The sequence below is a fragment of the Pseudomonas sp. SCB32 genome (assembly GCF_009189165.1).
Classification (GTDB): Bacteria; Pseudomonadota; Gammaproteobacteria; order Pseudomonadales; family Pseudomonadaceae; genus Pseudomonas.
In genome coordinates, this window is sequence record NZ_CP045118.1 from 1,052,636 (window position 1) to 1,072,312 (window position 19,677).

A 19,677-nucleotide genomic window follows, 5' to 3' on the forward strand; every position below is an offset into this window, starting at 1 on the left:
TAAAGGCCCGCAGCGATGCGGGCCTTTTTCTTTTTTGGAGCGGGCTAACACGGGGCTAACGTCAGCGCAGGAATTCGCAGGGCTTAATAGCCAGGCTCCCATGACAGACCATCACAACGGTCCGTTGTGTTGACCCTAGCCCCATCCTCTTGTACTAAGACAGCTCGTTGAACGACCCCACGTCTGGTGATGATGCGCCCCGTCTGGTATCTGCCTCTGAGTGAGGAGCTTGGCAAAGCTTTAGTCAGCGGAGTGTCGCTAGACTCGGAACAACCATGCCGCTACGAAATGGCGGCGATTCTCTACCTGCTCCAGGTCCCGAAGCTGACGGAACGACCGCAGTCTCCGTTGGAGATGGAGCGCATTTTTGCCAGGCTGTTAGCGCACCCATCTGATCTTTTAGCCTCAGTGCTAGCCGAGTCCTACAACCGAGATGCTTTCGCCGCTGGTCTGTTGGCTGCATCCTCCTTAGGCATCGGCCTTATCGATCAGAAAGCGGTGACGCTGCGCCAGTACGTCCATGGTGATGGATCGTGGAATTTCGACTTCGCCAGGACCTATGCTCGAGCCTCTAGCACCGTCAATCGTGACCACCTTCGGTCTGATGGGCAGACTGTCCGATTGAGTGATCCGCAATACCGATTAGTCGAAACTATCCGCGCGAACCCTGGAGATTCCATCGAGACTCAGGCGTATGCCGGGGCGGGAAAGACGTTCGTTCTGAGGGAAGTAGTCAGCATCCTTCACGACAGACGATGCCTGTTTCTGGCTGACGTTGAGAGCAAGCTTTGGCCGGTCAAAAAACAATTCTCTCACCAGATCCATGCACTGACCTTTGCCAAGCTCTCAAGCCTCATCCTGGCTCGTGGCAATCCGCGGCTGGAGGAGAAGATCAGGCTGGCCGCCAACCGCCGCTTCTCGGACGAAAGCGTGGCGGAGCGGCTGAATATTTCTTCCGTGGGCAATTTAAGTGGTCCGCAGATCGTTCGCGCGCTGTGTCCGGCGATCAATAAGTTCTGTCTGTCGAATGACACGGAAATTTCCGCCCAGCATCTGCCAAACGCGCTGCAGGCGTCACTCTCCTTGGCACAGCAGCAAGTGCTGGTGGCGCTTGCCAAGCAGCTCTGGTCGGTAATGATTGATCTCGATCGCCAGGACTTGGCCATCCGTGTAACCGGTTGGCACCGGCTGAAGCAGATTGCCCTAATGGGCCTCAATATCCCGGATTCGTATCAGGTGGTGGTGATCGACGAGGGGCATGACTTGATCAGTCCGCTCGTTGAAATACTCGATCGCTCGCCGCAGGTAGTTATTACCTTGGGGGATCAGTTCCAGAACCTTCAAGGCCGCTATGTTTCCCATGCGGCCAAGATCCGACACCGCGAGATGACGCTATCGCTTCGTGCCGGTCCACAGCTCGTTAACTACCTGAATCCTCTAATTGACGCTTTCCCAGGGGCGCGGGTCGAACCTTTTATCGGTAATGCCGAGAAGGAAACGGTGATTGCTGAGTACCGGGCAGAGCAGTTTCCGCCGGAGCCTTCAGCCATTCTTGTGGCAGATGAATGGGGTGTATTTGACTGGCTAATCCGGAATCGGTACCAGGGCAAGGGCGCAGCGGTGGCCTACAGCGTGGATCTGGGGACTTTTCTGGAGGATTGCCTCGGTCTCTATAGCGGGCTGGCGATGCCGCAGCATTTCAAGCTGGCAGGGTTCCGATCTTGGAGTGAGCTGCGCACCAGAATGGCATGGAACCATGCCTTCTTGCGGGTCGAGGACTGGTTGGAGAAGGTCGGCACCAAGTTTGGGGTATCAGGCCTATACAACGGCGCTGAGCTCGACGAGCTCGGTCGAGGCACGCCGAGTCGGCACCTGATAGTCACGGTTGCCTCCTCGAAGAACTTTGAGCTTCCCAGGGTGGCGATATCCGAGGACATTTATTACTTCGATAACTTGCGGAGCAAACAAGAGATGTCGCAAAAATTGGCGTTGCTCTACACCGCGATTACTCGTTGCTCCGGAAAAATCTTCTTCCCCGCCACCCATCACGAGTGGATGAACTGCATTCTGCTCGCTAGGCACTGAAGGCTAAATGGCGTTGCCGATCCCTTTGCCCAGAGAGCTGGGGCAAACGTCTGGAGCTGCTAAGTAAGATCTGAGGCCTGCTCGCGAGCGCATCACGGCGAATCTTGATGCTTTCGCTGTTCACATAATAGCAACAGCGAGCCCCCTGGCGACGAGGATCGACTCCAAGCGTCGCCTTTACACCGTAATGTTTGATGTAGGCACCAGTCGCAAGACGCTTGAAAATTTCACCAGTGCCAGCCATTCCCGAAGCGAGCAGATGGAAATTGATAGTTAAGAGGTTTGGAACCCCTTTACACAATTGGACCTCAACGTTCAAGCTCTCAGAGACCCGGCGAGTGGGCCGGGTTTTCACTTATGGCTATACCGGCTCAAATTCGGGATGGTCCTCGTCAATCTTTTCATCGGCAGCACCTACCATCTGGTCGACCCAATGCCTGCAATGGGCATCTATTGCGTTACAAATTTCGAAAAGCGGGCTAGTACCCAGCACTCCTGGATCGTTTTTTTCGTAGATGTACCGCCATTCAACGAATACTTTGTCGTACCGCTGCAAGCCTTCCGCGATATCGCCCCCATAGCCTTCTGCCCTTGCGAAGCTCTTGATGGATTCCTTTGTATCGCCTGGCAGCTTTTCGTATAACTTACTGAGATAGTGACCTTGACCTCCGGGCTTAATAACAAGACTCTCGTCTCGTCCCATTGAGACAACCTCGCCGTCTTTCTCATCCAGAATGTAAGTCATAGTCGCATTGAGCGACTTAAGGAAAATTTCGGTTGCCAGGCAGATGTTTATCATACCCGGAACGAATAGGTTGTTCTGTTTAGAGTCAATCAGATTTCTTCCAGCTTCACCAAATGCTAGTCCTTGGTTGTATATTGCACCTAGGCAGTGGAAAGTGATCACGCGCTTATATACTGACGTCACTATCTAATCCTTTTATCTGGTCAGAGGGGCTTGGCGGCTGCCCAATTTTCCCACCGGTATTCATAATTACTGGAGCGCATATCTGTGCTCCAACAGCGTTGTGGCGCAAGCATGATGGCATGTCGTGACATGTCTGAGGGGGGGGAACGACGCAGAAAATTACGAATGGCGTCGCACGGTGGGTAATTGCACTCCACTTGCCACCCATTTGCATTCGACTTGACCAGTCGTTTGACTCGCCCCTAGCTCCATCGACACTCCTGAGCGTCCGTATTCTGGCCGTTCTCTGCCGGTCGTGACTGGCAGAAGTCGACCAGAATACGGACGTTCAGGAGCGCCTACTTCAGAGTCATCCCAGCTGCCCTCGTTTTTCGACGAGAAGGTCGACCAGCGCCCATACCTTCGCCGGCATCTGGGAGCGCGTGGGGACGTACGTGTCGGGCATGGCCAGATCATGGAGGCCATGAGGTGGCTGGTACTCCACGACACAGGCCTAGTCGACGGCCAGACCATGATGGATTTCCGCGCCTCCGATAGCGACCAGCAGGGCCATATCGCGAACTGCTCGAGCACCGAACTGGAGCACCCCACTACTAAGTGTAAGTGGAAGCTGACTCTCCACCGCAAATGCTAGGCTTGCCGACAGTTTCCGAGGTTGAAGGCAGTGTAGGTGGCGAATGCGCGTATCAGTTGATCTCGTTGTCAAAGGAACTAAGTACTACATGGCCCAAGGGCTCTTCGATAGGGGCTCTCTCACTCATGGTTTGCCGATTCGGCTAGAGCACCAAGCCAGCAATCCTCACGATAAGAATGCGGTTGCGGTGAAAGTGAAGAGCTCGGGCGCAATGCTCGGGCATATTTCAAGGGAGCTGTCTAGCAAGTATTCTTTGCTCCTCAGGGGTGGGAATATTCTTGAGGCTAGTATTTATGAGGCCAATAAGTCAGGCTTTTACTTAAACATCACTATTAGGGTTGTTTATGAGGAGTCTAAAGAGAGTCTGGAGGAGAAGCATCAGTCTCGTCTTTGGAAGTCGCTCAGTGCTATGCCATCAAAGCCAGGGGTCTATGCGATCCGGAATATTGCCTCAGGAAGGCAGTACATCGGCTCTTCGATCAACATCAAGGATCGAGGTCGTGAGCACTTTAGAGACCTTTCTCAAGGGCATCATGATAACCATGCTCTTCAGTCGGATTTTTCTAAGTTCAGCAGCGATAATTTTGAGATAAGAGTTCTAGACCTGGTGTCATCCTCGTCACCGTCCTCATCCTTGGCTGCGTCGGAGGCCAGCAGGATAAGCCAGTTGCTGAATTCAAGGGCTGCGCTGTACAACCTGACCGAGGATGGACAGGGGGTCTCGTTCCACACGCGCGGCTACAAAGAATCTGAGGCGATATCAGATAAACGCGAAAGACGGATTGCCGAAGCGGAGCAGCAGCGTAAGGAGAATGACGCTTCCGTGCGGAAGAATGTCGTAATTGCAGACTATGACGCGAAACTTGCCTTGCTGATCCCTGAGTCCAATTTTTGGATGTATTTTTGCCTCGCCGTAATTCCAAATTTTCTAATCTTGATGCTGTTATTTTCAGCCGCTGGCTTTATGGTTCCAGTCGTTTTTTCGGCAGTCATTTCCTATGTTTCAGCGAATTTAATGGTAGGTCGAGATCAGAAGAAGGTAAGGAATTCCAATGAGTATCAGCGACTGATTAAGCAGCGAGACGAAAAATTAAAAGAAATTAATGAGGAGTGCCGACCCTAGTGTGAGATGGTGTTGCGCTTAAGACTTAAGAGCTTCGTCAGCTCATCCAGCGAGATGGTTCAGATCGCGCTGCATTACGTGGACCTCCCCCCAGCAGCAAGAGCCTCGAGGACTACAAGAAGGCCCAGGAGTTGCTGCTGAATATCCGGCATTACGTGCGCTACGTCGACTCCACGAAGTTCGTGACCGACCTGACCAGAGGCGACATGTGCTTGGCGATCTGCTGGCGCAGTGACGTAGCGAGGGCAGCTATCGGCCAAAAGCAGACAGCTGTCCTAAATTTGGAGCATCAGGAGGGCAGCCCCTACTGGGTTACTTCGAATGATCCCAGAATTGGTGGTTCATGTTGGTTTCAATTTCCCGGATGGATTTAACCAACTCCTTTGCTTTTTCCCTAGGAATGGTGCCTTTGTTAGCTGCCAACTGAATTTCTTTGATCTGGGCTTTCCGGTCTTCGAAGCGCTTGCGATTAAGCTTGAGCCCTTCAATCATGAGTTTGGAGACGACACTCATCAATTTGTGGTACTTGAAGCAGAACTCAATCGCGGGTCTGACTTGCTCAGTGACGTCTTCCCACTGAGGATGATTGTCAGCCAGTTCATCAAATTTTCCTGGACTCAATACGCTGTCATTCGGGATGCCGATCCCCGTAACACCTGTATGCAGAAACACCTTCCGGGCCAATTCAGAGCAGTAGGCTGCGGCTTTCATTGGCTTTTTGGAAGGCAGGATTTTGTAGGGCTGCGCCAGATAGAACGCACATGCCTGGTAAATTCTATCGAGGTGTTCCGAACCAAGTTTCTTACACCGAATTACCCGCCAATCAGGTTTCACATCGCTCAAGACATCTGACACCAGCCTATTGGAAACACCCAGGCCAGGCATAGCATCGACGCAGACGAAGTCTGCATGAACCAGAGCGACGTGACTTGATCTTGCGTCCTTATAGCCAAGTTTTTGCCCCTTGGTGATAATTTTCGCGCCGGTCGTGTTTCCGGTGCTCAGAATTACATCCCCAGCTTTAAGCAGGTTGTTTACGTGGCTCAGTTCGTCGTTGAAAGGATTGTCCTGGCCTCTCACCATGGCCCGATAGATCTCCAACTGGTCGGCTGGAATCCCTTCATAACGAGCGCCGAGATCTATCATTGCATCAGACTGCCCGCGAACTTGAGCAAGTAGCTGTTGGCTCTTCTCCTCGGATGACATAGCCGCAAAAATACCCGCTGCGGCATTGTGCCGAGCGTTCTGTAGAATTTGATCCAGATCCATGTGGGGCACTCTTTCAGTAAAAGGGCATCTAGGCGCCGTGCTAGTTGAGAATGCTGTAATGGGGGCACGATCCTGTGACTGCAAGATCTTTTTGACCGGAGAAAAGGGGACAGAGGCAACCGTCTGCTATTGGCCGGTAGCTGCTCTCCGCCAACGTCCGCTACCACCCCATCTCGTGAATGACCGCTCCGATTGGGGCTGGCCAGGCTCCGTTTCAGAGCAGCGCTCAATGACTTAGCCGCATCTACCGTCTGTTGCTGGACGCCTCGGGTTATGCTGAAGCAGTTTTCTTGGTATCAGTTGGCGTCAACTACCTAATCCATTCGTATGGCTCCAAAAATGTCCAAGAAGCCGAATCCATCAACCTCTGTAGCTCCTGCAACTGCGCCGGCGGAGGGCGAACGTCGAGCACTCCGTGGATACATTGGCCAGTACGAGCGGGCGGGCGCTGCCATTTATGCTGCGCTCGAGCGCGACGAGCTGCTCTGGATCGGCGTCGCAGACCGCAACGCGGGTATTGCCGACGACTTGGTGCTCGGTTTCGATGGGTTGGTGGTCGGCCACCAGTTCAAGACGTCCCAGTTCCCAGGCACTTTCACTGTTGAGACGCTGTTTACTGGTGCCAATGGCCTCTTGAGGCCCCTGGTTCATGCTTGGCAGTGCCTGCGCAAGGACAACCCGGGAAGCCGGGTCGAGATTCGCCTGGTTGTTAATGACTTTCCGTCGATTACTGACAAGCCAGGCGATGGCACGCCGCCCCACAGCGCGGCATTTCTTGAAGAACTCCAACAGCATCCAAATCGGCCGCTAGCGGATTGGTACACGCAGGAATGGAGTCGACTGATCAACCACCTGCGCCGTGAAGCCGGCCTGGGCGATGACGACTTCGAACAGTTCTTGCACAGCCTCCGTGTGGTGTGCGGAGCTGCGGCCAACTTCATCCAGTCGCACAAGTTGAACGCCGAGCAGGCGCGGCAGGCATCCGAGATTGCAAGCGTACTGCCCAAGCTGGTCGCCGATGCCCGCGACAAAGACAGGTGGACGCGTGAAGAGCTGCTTAGTGAGCTTGGCTGGCGCGATCCTGCCAAGACGCTGCTCATCCACCGGTTCCCGGTCGGCGCCTATGTCCAGCGCAACCGCGACACTGAGGTCAAGCTGCTAGCCGCGCTGCATGCCGCCGACCAGGGCTATGTTTCACTCATAGGACCGCCTGGCTCCGGGAAGTCCACTCTCCTGCAGATTGCGCTGGCCACTGAAGCAAATGTCCGGCTCGTTCGCTACTTGGCGTACGTGCCGGGCGCTGCTCAAGGCGTGGGTCGCGGGGAGGCCGACAACTTCCTGATCGACGTCGGCACGCAGCTGCGCAACAGCGGTTTGGTTGGACTTCGTCTTCGCGATGACTCGCTGCATGAGCGCCGCGAACAGTTCGGAGTCCTGGTGCGGCAGGCTGGTGAACGCTTCGACCGCGACGGGATCCGAACAATCATAGTCGTCGACGGGCTCGACCATGTGCCTCGCGAAGAGCGGCCGACCAATTCGCTTCTGGGCGAGCTGCCTCTTCCCGCGGCCATCCCCAACGGGGTTGTGTTCGTGCTCGGCACACAGCGGCTGGATCTCGCGAATCTGAAGCCCGCCGTAAGAGAGCAAGCGGAGAAGAGCGAGCGACAGGTTCTCATGGGGCCGCTCGGCCGCGAGGAGGTCGCCCGGATGGCGGATGCGCTTGGCCTGCCTGCCGAGATTCCGAGGTTGGATCTAAGCAATCTCACGCATGGCCACCCGCTGGCAACGCGTTACTTGATTCAGGCGCTGTTGCAAGCGGACGAAGCCGGCCGTAAGCACCTTCTCAGCGGCGGGATGCCGTTCGACGGCGATATTGAGACCGTGTACACCGCTGCTTGGCGCGAGATCGCAAGCGATGTCGATGCCATGGACGTGCTGGGCTTCATCGCTCGGGCTGAGGCACCCATGGACCTGCGGCTGCTGGCCACGATGGTCAAGGAGTCCGCGATTGAACGCGCCCTGATCGTTGCACGGCACCTGCTCCGCAGTTCATCCCAGGGGTGGAGCGTCTTCCACAACAGCTTTAGGCTGTTCGTCATCGCTCAACCGCGAACCCGCCTCGGAAGCGTCGACGCCGAATACTCGCAGCGCGTGTACCGTGACCTCGCCCAGTTGGCGAAGAACGCGCCGCCCGAATCGGCGCAGCACTGGCTTGAGCTGCGCTACCGCGCCCGTGCCGGCGACGGTGCCGATGTACTTGCACTGGCGATGCCCGCTCGCTTCAGGCAGCAACTGGCTGACGGGTGTTCTATCGCCGAGATCCACGCCGATATCCGCCTGGCTCTGCTGGCAGTGCGTGGAACGCACGACGCGACCGCCTTCGCACGGCTGCTGCTGTGTCGTGACGAAGTGGGGCGGCGGGAAACTGCCCTTGAGTACGCCAATCAGCTTCCGCTGGCGATGCTGGCGGTTGGGGACATTGATGCAGCCCTGGCCTTCGTGCAGTACTTCCCCAGCCAGGGCTACGAGGTCGTCGACGCCCTGTTAGCGCGAGGGGACTTCCAGCGGGCGAAGGAACTGTTTGAAAGCCTCGAGCCACTGTCGCAGCTCCATACGTCCAAGTTCCAGGACCACGGGCACGACCACAACATAACGGAATTCGAGAAGTGGGCAAGGCGCGCCGTCCACTTCCGAGACACCGAGCAGATCCAGATAGCGATTGACCACCTCGCCGCAGAGGGGCTACGCCAGCCCGAAAAGGTGGATCCGCAAACTGTCGCCGCGCTGCAACTGCATCTGAGGAGGGAAGCCGCAGAGGCGATGCTGCTTCAGAAGGTTGGCGCCGATCCACAAGACCTCTGCAGCAAGCTCGGGGTAGCCAACGAAGGCAGGCCTACGGTGATGGTTCACGCAGGTCTTGTGGCCAGTCGGCGTGGCGACGTTGCGCAAGCGCTTGCCCTGTTTGATGCTGCCGCCGCCCTTCCTGGCTTCGTAGAGGTACCCAACGGCTACCGACGCCGGATGGCACTAATTTCATTCGAAGCTGACCGTCGTGACCTAGCCGAGGCCCTGTTCGACAAGTTGGTCGCACCGATGATCTCTATGTGCGACGACGAGACGGACCTGGCTGGGCTGGGTAATCTGGTAGGCGCGGTGATGCATCACGCGAGGCTTTGCACGCTGCTCAATAAGCCGCTGCCAAGCCCGACACCATCGAAGCACACCTTCCTTCATCCGTTCCAGCAGCACGCCTCGACGATAGGCGTGCTTCTAGGTCGCGCCACCATCGACATCGCGTCCTTGCCGGCTGGCATCATCCAGGACGAAGCTCGTATTGCCCTTGGGTACGTCCTACGTCTGACTTCAAAAGGCGGCAGCGAGTCATATCGCATTCAGCAGGCCTTCAAAGCGGTCCCCATTCTCGCGCAAGCGCTGCTGAGGCTCGGTGCCATACGCGGCGAGACTGAGTACCGCGCGGTACTTCGGGAAATTGACGCAGCCATCGCCTCATCGACACTGGGGGGCACTGCGTACCTGCGACGCAGATTGGCCGTCGATGCGTATCGCGTTGACGGTGACCGGGTGGCGGCCGTCGATCGACTCAACGCACTCGTGGCGGAGCTTCAGGAGAGCACGCCGAGCGAGCAGATCGACGGGTTGGCGGATCTGGCAATTGCGTTGGCTGCGGTCGGGGACTTAGCGCGGGCGAAACAGTTGCTGGCGACGGTTCCCGAGCAATGCCTTGGCTATGCGTTGGCCCCCAAGAAAGACCCGCAGTACGCAATCTGGCAAGACATCCTGGTCCTTGCGAGCGCCGCTGACCCGGAGACCCGTGTCAAGCGAGTCTCGACCTTGATGCGCCAGGTCGGTGGCATGACCGAAACGGAAGGGTCGTCGGCCGCGCATCGTTTGACGATGTCGCTAATCGAGGAAGCGACGCAGGTCGGACCTCGCTTCGGCTTCGAGGTGTCAAAGACACTGGCGGATTGGCATCTGATTGGCTGGCCGAACCGCGTCGACCTGCTCATGACGGGGATGGTCCGGCGAAGCCCTGAACTCGTAGTGGCTTGCGCGACGGTCTGGTGCGGTCTGTGTCTGCCGTTCTACATGGAACCGCACTACCGGGCCCCGTACCACGTCGGCGACTTCATCGACGTCGCCGCCGACGCCGCAGGACCCAGAGAGATTGAACCGCTCACGCGGATGCTTTTGGGGGCGATCGAGGTAACCAGCAGGGCACACGAGAGGGTCGGACTGCTCCAGCGCCTTCACACCGCTGCCGGAAGACATGGGTTTTCATCGGCCGAGCTCGATGCCGCCGTAGCCCGGTGGGCGTCAGAAGCGCCGGAACCTCGACACTCGTATACGCCAAGCAAGTACGACTCGGAGACTACTCTCGAGCAGCTTGAGCGCGCGTTTGAAGCGGATGGCGACGAACTGAACTACAACGCCCCGTACCGTTTCAGAGATTTGGCCGAGACGGCCCCGCTTCATTTGGTGCGGAGGATGTTTGAGCGCTGGCAGGTCTTGCAGGATGACGCGCGCTGCCGCTTCCTGGTGGTTAGAAAGTTGGCTGCGGCTGGGGAGGTCGAGTACGCCAAGAAGCTGATGCAAGGCTACGAGTCAAGCAAGGAGCCCTGGAGCTCCTGGAGCCAGTGGATGGGTGGCGGCAAGTTCTTTTACTTTGAGGCGAAGAAGCTCTTGCAGGGCCCATCCACATGCCCTGCTGCCTTCGAGAACATCGTCGATTCAGTGACGGCGGGCCAGGAGAGCACCCAGTCGCTACTGACAGAGCTAGATTCGATACTGCCGGTAATTAGCGCGACGCCGGATTGGCCAGCCATCTGGTCTCTGCTTGAGGAGCAGATGACCTGCACTCGCGAGTTCCAACTGGGGCGGCCCTTCCAGCCGAGCGAGCTACCGCTCAGAGACACGGAACTTTTGGAGGATCTGCTGCACTTTGCCTATCGGCTGCCCGTTGCAGAAGTTCAGCGGCACGCGCGCAATTGCACGTTGAGCTTGGCAAGGCAAGCCGGACTCGGCCAAGCTTTGTTCAAGTCCCTTATGCGGCGACTTATGGCCGGCGAGTTAGATGCCCCCTTGCAGGCGCTCGGAACGCTGCTGGCTGCTGACAGTGCGGACCTCGCACCCGAGTTGGGCAGCGCCGTGGCTGCGTTGGTCAGTCACCGTGACATAGCGGTGGCAGAGTCAGCCGCGCTCTTGTCGCATTGGTGGGGGCTGGCTGTCCCCTTGGACGCGATGCCACTTCCGCTCTTCTATCGCCTCGAACTCGAGCACCCGCCAGAGGGCGACCAGGCATTCACGGACGAGAGGACTGGTGCAATGCGCGTCGAGTCGCCGCTTGGCTGGACCGAGATGTTGCGCTCGACGGCACGTCACATTGCGAAGGCGGCAGGCATTGAGGAGATGACAGTTCGCCGACGCGCGGCGATGTTCATCCAGGATTGGGGTGGACTTGAGGCATTCGGGCTCTCTGGCGTCAAGAGGCTTGAGGCTCAGCTTCGCGTCCTCGACATGCAGATCACTTACCTGAAGCCCCACGCCTACATTGCCATTGCCGCCCTTCGCCACGTCGCGGGAGAACTGCGGCTGGCCGGCAAGCTGAAAGGCCGCGACAGGACGACGCTGTTGGAGCGTTTGGGTTGCCCGCTTCCGCCTCGGCCGCTGAGGCTCCCGCGAGTGCGTCCCGAATGGATTCGCATGCCGCTGCTTGACCGAAGTGCGGGTTGGTCCGAGCGAGAGCGGAAGTGGATTGACGAAGTCGGCGGTGACGTTGCCCCCTTCCCAGCAGACCGCCACGGCCTAGTCGTGGCCGAAGTATCCCGCTTCAAGATCCTCAAGCCACGGCTGTCGGAGCACCGCCTCTACCGCTTTAGAGCACCCTCGACAGAGATTGACAGTGAAGACTTCGACGACTGCTATGCCAGGCTGCCCATCGCTGTTTGGCTAGGCCAGTATGTCGCACTTGACAATGATCTGGCGCCAACGCTGGTAAGGCGAGTAGTTTGCTCCGTGGACATGGGCTTTGACGCAGCGGCCTATTCGTTCGCTTTGTGCCCGAACTGGGTGAAGCGGCTTCGCTGGAGCGCGCATGACGAGGAGCCCAGCGTCTTCCTCGACCCGAGCGGCGCTGTGGTCGCAAGGCTCTACTGGTGGCGTGATGCCGGCCCGGTTGATATCGATGCGGAGTCTCTATGGGGCGAGGGTTGCTACCTCCTTCTCACGTCCGTAGGCATCGAACAGGTCACCACTGCCCGTGGGAAGCCGGACCTGGACATCAGCGTGTTCGCAAGCAGGCAAATCAAGCAACCGAGCAGCTACGGGCAGTCTCTCTTGAAGACGGCGAAGAACGGCTACTCAATCTAAGCCATTCAGATTCAGCGGCGATGTCAAGCGAGAGGGGCCGTGCTGGCACGAGCTGGCTGTCCCGGAGGGCTGCTTCCCGCCGGTGGCTAGCGTTCGTAGCACCCTAACCATCGATCGCTCCCGCTGCGAAGCAGCCATCGGACTTTCCAAATCGAACTTCTGCTTTGGGTCGGTTGCTGCCTTGGATGTGCGACAGCTACCGACCCATAGAGGACATTTCAACGAGACGGGACAATCCAACCTGCATGAGACGCTTTTTCCGGTTCACTCAAGCTTTTTAGCTAACCTCTCACAACCCCGGTTGGGGGATTGAGTGAATGGCTAAGTGCATCTATACCGTAGCGATGGCATGAAGCCAGACGTCAAGTTGCTGCTCTACGTAGTCTTGAGACAACCGCTCCTGTTCTAGTCGACCAACTCCGTGTCGACCAGAGCGCAGCTCCTCAAAAAGGGACCGCTCAGTAAGAGTCAGGCCATAGTCCGGTAGCTCGGCTGGTCGCTCTTCGCACACCCCGCGCTCAACATGGGCGATCAGCGTGTCGCGATCCATCATCACGGCCTCAACATGGGGCTGCCTCAACCGTGCATCGGCGAGGAATTTCAGCCCCCATGTATCGAGATCCCCCCAGTAACCTACCTTTTTGTCCTTCAGCCACTCGGCTTGTAGCCAGGCGGTATTTGCGCCTCCTCCGAACACTGCAATGGTGCCTGGTAGCTCAGGAAGTCCGTAGCCAGCCTGGAGGTTCTCGATCACCAGCACACTCCGAGCGGGCAACGGATAGGTCATCAGTTGCTCAAAGGACAGCCGAACGAGATCAAGCCCAGCAAGGCGACCTTTCACGTCAGGGCAAAGTGGTTTCACGTGAAGCCAGTTGGATGGTGTGGCGCGGCAGCCTAACCAAGCCTCTAACCCGCCATGAGCGGAAACCTCTTGGTCGTGCATCGAATCCAACAGAGCGGCAATTAGACTCTGGTTCAGCTCCACGAACTTCGTATCCACCCTCTGTAGTGGCAGGGCCCGCAAGTATCGACGCTGGCCCATTCCACACTGGAGTTGCGGCAGCAGGCACGCCAGCAAATGGATGTCAGTCATGGAGAGCTTCTCCAGCTCTCCAAGCTGCTTGATGAGGGTAGTGAACAGAGCTTTATCCAACGAGAGCAACGGCTCCATTCGCTCCGCCCAGCCTCTGCTTCGTTCAACAGCCTCAGCCCCCAGCGCAGCGATGAGGGCTTGCGTTGATTCGATCTCCAACCTTATCGGGACTTCGCATTCACCCAGTTGCCGAAATCGCTTCGTCACCCATGCCACTTGATGTGGCCACGGCCATTTCCGCCAGGCCGCGATATAGCCATGGAAATGGTCAAGATCCTCAAGCGCCTGGCTACCGGTTGGCGGCTTCAGCAAGCAAGGAATGGGGAAAGGTCGCGTACCCAAGAGTCGCTCCCGCAGCCGGCCTGTATGGTCCCACTCCAGTCGGCGCAGCTCCTCAACAACGTCATCTGGAAGCCGTCCCCAATCCCTCACAGTGCTGGCTCCACTTCGATCCCCAGTGAACTGGCTGCCTTTTGCAGCCCCTGCTGTTCATGACGCGCCAGCTGCTCGTCAATTTCCTCCCAGGTGACCTCACAGAGCCGACTCTCATGCTTGTCCTGGTCACGCTCTGCGATCAACAGCGAGCGCGCCGATTCACGTGCAAGGTTGAGGTTCTTGTATGGAGTGATCAGATTCACGTGGATCTTCAATTCCCGGAAGACTTTGAGCACCCGGCGACTCACCGCCTCGGCGGTATTGGAGAACGCCTCATCCAGGAACACGGTGCAGTACAGCGGACGGTCGCTGCCGTCGGGCGTCAGCACGTAAGCCAAGCTGGCGGCTACTATCGTGCCGGCAAACGACTCCTTTTCCCCGCCTGACTTACCGCTGGAAGACTCCAGCACATCGCGTACCTTTTTGCTGCCTTTCTCTACTTCCTCGGCGAAGAAGGACAGCTGGTAGCGCGAATCCAACAGTCGCAGACTCTCTAGATTGCCCGAGGTTGCAGGATTGGTGGCTTTCTCCAGTTTCTCGATCAGCTCCTTCAGCTCGACAAAGCGAGCCTCATGATCGTCACTTCCAGCTCGCGCCAGCACGCGCATCAACTGGGCATTGAATGCTTTCACGTGTTCGAAGATTTCTGGCCGACTTCCCAGACGAAGGTAGGTTCCCTGCCGAAACTCCGTGCGCTCCAGAACATCGTTGATCGTTTCGATTCGGTCCTGGATGTCCTCACGTTCGGCCTGGATGGTTTGGCTGATTCGAGCAAGCGACTGTGTTGCGTTGCGGTTCAAGCGCTCTCGGAAACGCTCGACCAGGTCTGGCAATCCTTCCTGCTCCAAATGGGCCAAGTGATCGACGTACTCTTCTAGGGCATCAACTCCGACGAGCCAATCATTGGCGATGAGCGGCCATTTTGTTTTGAACTCGGAGACAATCCCGCTAGCCTTGTTCGATGCTCGAAACTCTCGGTTGTGGGCCCCCTTACGGGCCTCTTCCAGCGCTGATCGATGGCGATTTTCGAGTTCTGAAACCATCTCCAAATCGTCAAGGTCTAGCTGTCCCACACGCTTAGAAAGCAACTCCCTGACCTCATCCACCAAACCGGTCCGGGCGGCATCTAACGCCAGCTCCAGTTGTTGGTTCGCCTTGAGCTTGTCGCTCTCCAGCCCCCCGACTTTTTTGCTGACCAGTTCTTTCTTGCCTTGTACTTCCTTCAGCTCAGCACCTGCCTGCTCCCACCGAGCCTTCGCCACTCCCAATTCACTATCAGGCCGCTCCAGCGCCTCTAGATCCGCCCTCAGCGATTGCATCCGATCTTGCGCTGACTGGACATCAATTGCCGCCCAGGTGAGCTGGGCGATGCGCTCCCACACCCGAGTGTGCTTCTCGAGGTCGTCCATGGCCGTGCGCGCATCTGCTGTAAGCTGGGCCAACTTCTTGACCTCTGCCTCCAACTCGACACGATCCTTCCTTAACGCCGCTAGACGCCCCTTGTTACTGAATCCCAAACACCAGAAACGTGGGTTATCAATGCGCTGCTGGTCCTTCTTCTCAAATCGCCCTTTATCCAGGTGCACCAGGCCCTGGATGGTCATCGAGAAGTCGATCTGGTCCAGTATTTCAGTCGATGCCACGCAGTGCAGGTCGAAGCGTGAGAGGTGCTTTTTCAGCCAATCACGATAGGGGTGCGGCTTCCAATCCAGCATTTTTAGAAAGCCATCCGGTAGGAACTCAGCAACCTGCGGATGCTGGTTCAGCCGAACAACCTGCACCCTGACATGGAGACCCGTGTGGCGAGTGTTCAGCCACTTGGTCACCAGGCGATATCGCTCATCAGGCACCAGCAGTGTGGTGCGATGCCCTCCCAGCGCCCGTTCAATGGCGCCTTGCCAAGGTCGATGCGCCTCCAGGACATCGATCAGCTCGCCAACGAAAACAACCTCCGCAGGATCAAGCGATAAGCTCTCTACCAGTTGGTCGCGGAGCTTCTGATAGGAAGGTTCAATGTTGGAGTCCGGTCGCGACTCCATGTCTTCGATTTCACCTACCAGCTCCTTGAGCTGTGTTTGCTCACGGGAGAGGTTCGCTGCCGACGAAGCGAACTGATCCTGGCGCGCTTGACGTAACGCCGGCATATCCGCCAGTTCCGTTTGCGCTCTCACCTGGTTTTGCTTGAATACGTCGAGCGACAGCGTGTCTGGCAGACTAAGGTCTCGTACATCCATCTGATACAGGCGCGCATCGCGTACGCTGTCGTGATGCACCTGCGTTGCCGCTTTCAAGTCCTTCCGCAGCCCCTCCAGTCGCTCACCACCTTGCGACTGGTAGGCATGGAACAACGCCTGTACCCGTTCCGTTGCTTGCTCCTCCAAAGCTCCAAGGCGGGTCATTTCCTCTGCCAACTGAAGCAGTTCCGCCTCGTATTGCTTCAGGCGCATTTGCCACAGTCGAGAGCACTGCTCGCCAAAGTAGACCGGCAGGCCGGCTAGCTCAGCTGAGATCCGCCGCATCTCCTCCCTGGCCTGATTCAGCGCTTGGCTGGTCTCTGGCAACTCAATCAGGGCATCCCGCTGTCGCCGAGCATCATCGAGTTCGCTATGGACGCTGACCAAGTCATCGAATTCACTGACCGCAAGCCGGGCATGCTCCTTGACCTGACTGGGCTCCAGGACCAGATCTCGAATCAAGCTGGTGAGGTCATCAATCTTCTTCAAACCCAGCGCCCGGGAGAGCAGGGCAGGAGCGTTACGGTTCTCCATGCGCAGGAGTCGCACATAGGTCTCTTGATACTCGGTAAACGAATCGAATGCCTCGACCAGCGGGTCCTCTTTGAGGTGCTGTTTCAGCACACGGGCATTGCCCTCACCGAAGAGATGCAACAGCTCATCCAAGCCCACATCGCGCTTACCCACCACAAAAAGGCGTTTGAGGTCGTTGAGCGAGTTGCTGGCCTGGGTAATCCAGAACAGGGCCGCCAAGGTGATCTTCGAACCATCGTCCGCTTGGTACAGCGCCCGAAGCCCCGTTGCGGTCGCCCCTGAGCGTTTCAGCAGGGTAGCCGTCTCGCTGCCATCATGGGCCTTGCCATAGTTTCCTCGCACATAGGACATCAAGGTGCGATCCGTACGGTCCCCTTGAGCAGCCGCGATGTTGAACGACGCCTTGCTGGAGGGCAGCAGAAGCGCCATCAACCCATCAATGAGTGTCGACTTACCGGCACCGTTGTCACCGGTAATGAGGGTGCCCTCGGGGTCAATCTTCGCGGAATGCAGGCCATGGAAGGAGCCCCAGTTGTATACCGACAGCTCGGCTAGACGGATCTGACCGGTGCTGAACAACTCACTCAGACTTACCTCGCTTGCCTCAAGCATCCTGCACCTCTTCGCCCGTTTTGACGTCCGCATCACCGGCTAGGCGTTCGTACTCTTTCAGCAGACGTTCAAGAAAATCGGCATTGACGACATAGCGGATCACCGAGGTGATCTCAAACCGCTCGTCATCCCCGCGGACCGCACTGATGAGACGCTTATCTTTCAACAAGGCAAGCGATCCGTTGAGCGTCCTCCGCTCGGAGCGGGAGCTGTAGGTCAGCGGCAAAAAGGGTGTCATCAATGCCTCGATCCGCTCGATATCAATGATGATCTTCTGTTCGCCCGCTGTTTCTCGCTCCTGGTAGTACTTGCGCAGCACCAGCAAAAGCAGCGTGTCATAGAGGCTGAGCGTGCGCTTGTTGATCAGGCGTGACGCTTCGTCGGCCTCCTCGTCCTGCTCTGCCACCTCCTGCTGGAGCAGGATGGCGATACCGGCCTTCATGTCCAACAACATGCGCATGAACATGTTGCCCAAGTGCTCTGCGATCAGGCCCTCGTGCCGGCACAGCGCTTCGAACGCCAGGCGTTTGCTATCGGCCATCACCACCCCTTGGCGGAGTAGCAGCACCAGGGCGCGCCTGGCTTCCAGTGGCATGCCGACCTCAGAATCCCCAACGACGGGCGGCTCAACGGGAGCATCCCCAAACGTCTCCACCTCTCCGCTGACTGACGGCGTGTCAGGCCGATTTGCTCGATACTGGTCGAACAGGGCTGGGGCCTGTTGGGAATGCTGCTCTTCCTCGTTCATAAGGCGAGTTCCTCCAAATCCGTTGGAAACTGCTCGGCGGACATCAGCAAAGAGGGAATGTTGGCCCGAATCCAATTGCCAGTCCGATCCACTACCACCAGACTTTCAGGGTGTTCCAACACCACAGCGCTGACTGCTTTGGCGATCCGCACGTGCGCCACCAGCTCTTCCAATCCTCCGGTGATGGGGCGGTGACTAACGATGCTCGCCACCGTCATCGGGCCGTGCTCAGTGAGCAACTGCTTCACATCCTGGGCCACTTCCAGCACCTTGACCGTGTTGAGGTGATCCAGCATGCCGAGACTGGCGACGTGACTATTGGTATTTGCGGCCACCTGCCGGGTATCCAGGCGTTCCTCAGGTAGTCGTAGGTGGATACTGGACGGAGAACGCACGCGCAGACTGCCCGTGGGGAGGTCCACAACTACCGGCTCGCGCAGACTCACCTCCTGGTCTTTGAAGTTCACCGCCAGCCGCTCCAGTTGGCGAAGCAGTCGCTCGACTGCACGGCGCTCTTGCTGAACGCCGCTTTCCACAAAAGCCCGCAGGCTCTCCTCGGTCCGGCGACGGACCTGGAATACCCGCTCACTTTCCTTGCCCAACTCGCGGACCAAATGGGATAGGTAACGCAATTCGTCTGACTTCAGATACTGGGATGCCGGACGTGCCAAGATCGAGCGTATTTGCTCACGGAATTCAGTGATTCGATTCTGATCACAGAGCAACTGATAGAAGCCGTCGAAGGCCTGTCCGGCATCGGTCTGGAGCAGTTCACCTTCATGCTCTATCAGCGCCTTCACCACCTCACCGCGCCCAGACTCCGACTCGATCATGCGGATCCGCATACGCTGATCGAGTTGGCGAATTTCGTCCTCCAGCCGGCGAAAGTCGCCCGTGAGCACTGACGTCAACTGATACAGTCCCCGGATGCGCTCACGCTGCTCCGGCGCGCTCAGCTCTGGCACCTCGCCCATCCGCAAGCGCTCAATCTCCAGATCGAGTTCCTGCCGGCGGGCCGTCAGCAGAGTGATTCGCTCTTCCGGGTTTGGGCTCAGGGCGACAGCCAAATCTCGTACGGCGTCTTGCACAATGCGCAGGTGGGAGGCCGTGGCATTACTGTCTCGCTGATCCAAGCTCTGGGCAAAGCGCAGTGCCAACTCGAAGGCATCGGTTCGGGTGAGTTTGTCATCAAGCTCACGCAACCAGCCCGCCTGGATCCATTGGCGCAGATAGGTGCCCGCGTTGTCGTGCAGGCCATAGACCTCCTGCCAGATCGGCAGCTCGGCCTCCAGCGCGACACGTGCTTTCCCAAACGGCACTTCGCTGTCTTGAGCGAATAGATCATTGATGAAGGCAAGAACGATGGACGCATTCTCAGCGCGTAGCAGACGCCAAGCTGCATGCTCGGAGAGCAATCGCCTAAAACGCGCCTGCTGCTCGTGCAAGCTCATCGACACCTCCTTGTGTATCGAATTACGTCAGGTGCTGGTCTTTGAGACGTCCCGGCTCTTTACACCATATCTCGAAACATGCTGGTTTTCAGCAGGTCAGATAGCCACACCATGGCTTAGCCTACCTATTAGATCTAGCACCAT

At 57.5% G+C, this 19,677-nt stretch carries 9 protein-coding genes; 3 read left to right on the forward strand and 6 right to left on the reverse strand.

The genetic code is table 11. From position 1 onward, the window contains the following. Positions 1-189: 189 nt before the first annotated feature. Positions 190-2,085 carry a hypothetical protein gene (locus tag GA645_RS04990; RefSeq protein ID WP_152220500.1) on the forward strand — a complete coding sequence of 632 codons (1,896 nt, stop codon included), beginning with the start codon at positions 190-192 and terminating at the stop codon, positions 2,083-2,085. 361 nt (positions 2,086-2,446) lie between these two features. Here the strand turns inward: GA645_RS04990 and GA645_RS04995 are convergent, their stop codons facing one another. Continuing rightward, positions 2,447-3,013 carry a hypothetical protein gene (locus GA645_RS04995; RefSeq protein ID WP_152220502.1) on the reverse strand — a complete coding sequence of 189 codons (567 nt, stop codon included), beginning with the start codon at positions 3,011-3,013 and terminating at the stop codon, positions 2,447-2,449. A 722-nt stretch (positions 3,014-3,735) separates the two neighbouring features. Here GA645_RS04995 and GA645_RS05000 point away from each other — a divergent pair. After that, entirely contained in the window at positions 3,736-4,770 is a 1,035-nt protein-coding gene (locus tag GA645_RS05000; protein WP_178119487.1) for an HIRAN domain-containing protein, read from the forward strand. Between the two features lie 312 nt (positions 4,771-5,082). On the opposite strand, the gene GA645_RS05005 is transcribed toward GA645_RS05000, so the two are convergent. After that, entirely contained in the window at positions 5,083-6,039 is a 957-nt protein-coding gene (locus tag GA645_RS05005; protein WP_152220505.1) for a hypothetical protein, read from the reverse strand. Positions 6,040-6,378: 339 nt separating this feature from the next. Here GA645_RS05005 and GA645_RS05010 point away from each other — a divergent pair, with 339 nt between their 5' ends. Continuing rightward, a complete protein-coding gene (locus tag GA645_RS05010) occupies positions 6,379-12,426 on the forward strand; it encodes an ATP-binding protein (RefSeq protein ID WP_152220507.1) in 6,048 nt (2,015 codons plus the stop codon). 331 nt (positions 12,427-12,757) lie between these two features. Here the strand turns inward: GA645_RS05010 and GA645_RS05015 are convergent, their stop codons facing one another. From GA645_RS05015 to GA645_RS05030, 4 genes are read right to left on the reverse strand one after another with little or no spacing between them, the layout of a single operon-like run. Continuing rightward, positions 12,758-13,951: a DUF3322 domain-containing protein gene (locus GA645_RS05015; protein WP_152220509.1), complete on the reverse strand. Its 1,194-nt coding sequence runs from the start codon at positions 13,949-13,951 to the stop codon at positions 12,758-12,760. Then, complete coding sequence (locus GA645_RS05020; RefSeq protein ID WP_152220511.1) at positions 13,948-17,334, reverse strand: ATP-binding protein; 3,387 nt, start codon at positions 17,332-17,334, stop codon at positions 13,948-13,950. The genes GA645_RS05015 and GA645_RS05020 overlap by 4 nt, the downstream gene beginning before the upstream one ends. Beyond that, the gene (locus GA645_RS05025; protein ID WP_152220512.1) at positions 17,327-18,082 is read right to left on the reverse strand and encodes a DUF4194 domain-containing protein; all 756 of its coding nucleotides are present in this window, start codon (positions 18,080-18,082) and stop codon (positions 17,327-17,329) included. Before GA645_RS05025 ends, GA645_RS05020 begins: the two co-directional genes overlap by 8 nt. Beyond that, positions 18,079-19,533, reverse strand: a complete 1,455-nt coding sequence (locus tag GA645_RS05030; RefSeq protein ID WP_152220514.1) for a DUF3375 domain-containing protein — start codon at positions 19,531-19,533, stop codon at positions 18,079-18,081. Before GA645_RS05030 ends, GA645_RS05025 begins: the two co-directional genes overlap by 4 nt. Positions 19,534-19,677: the final 144 nt, after the last annotated feature.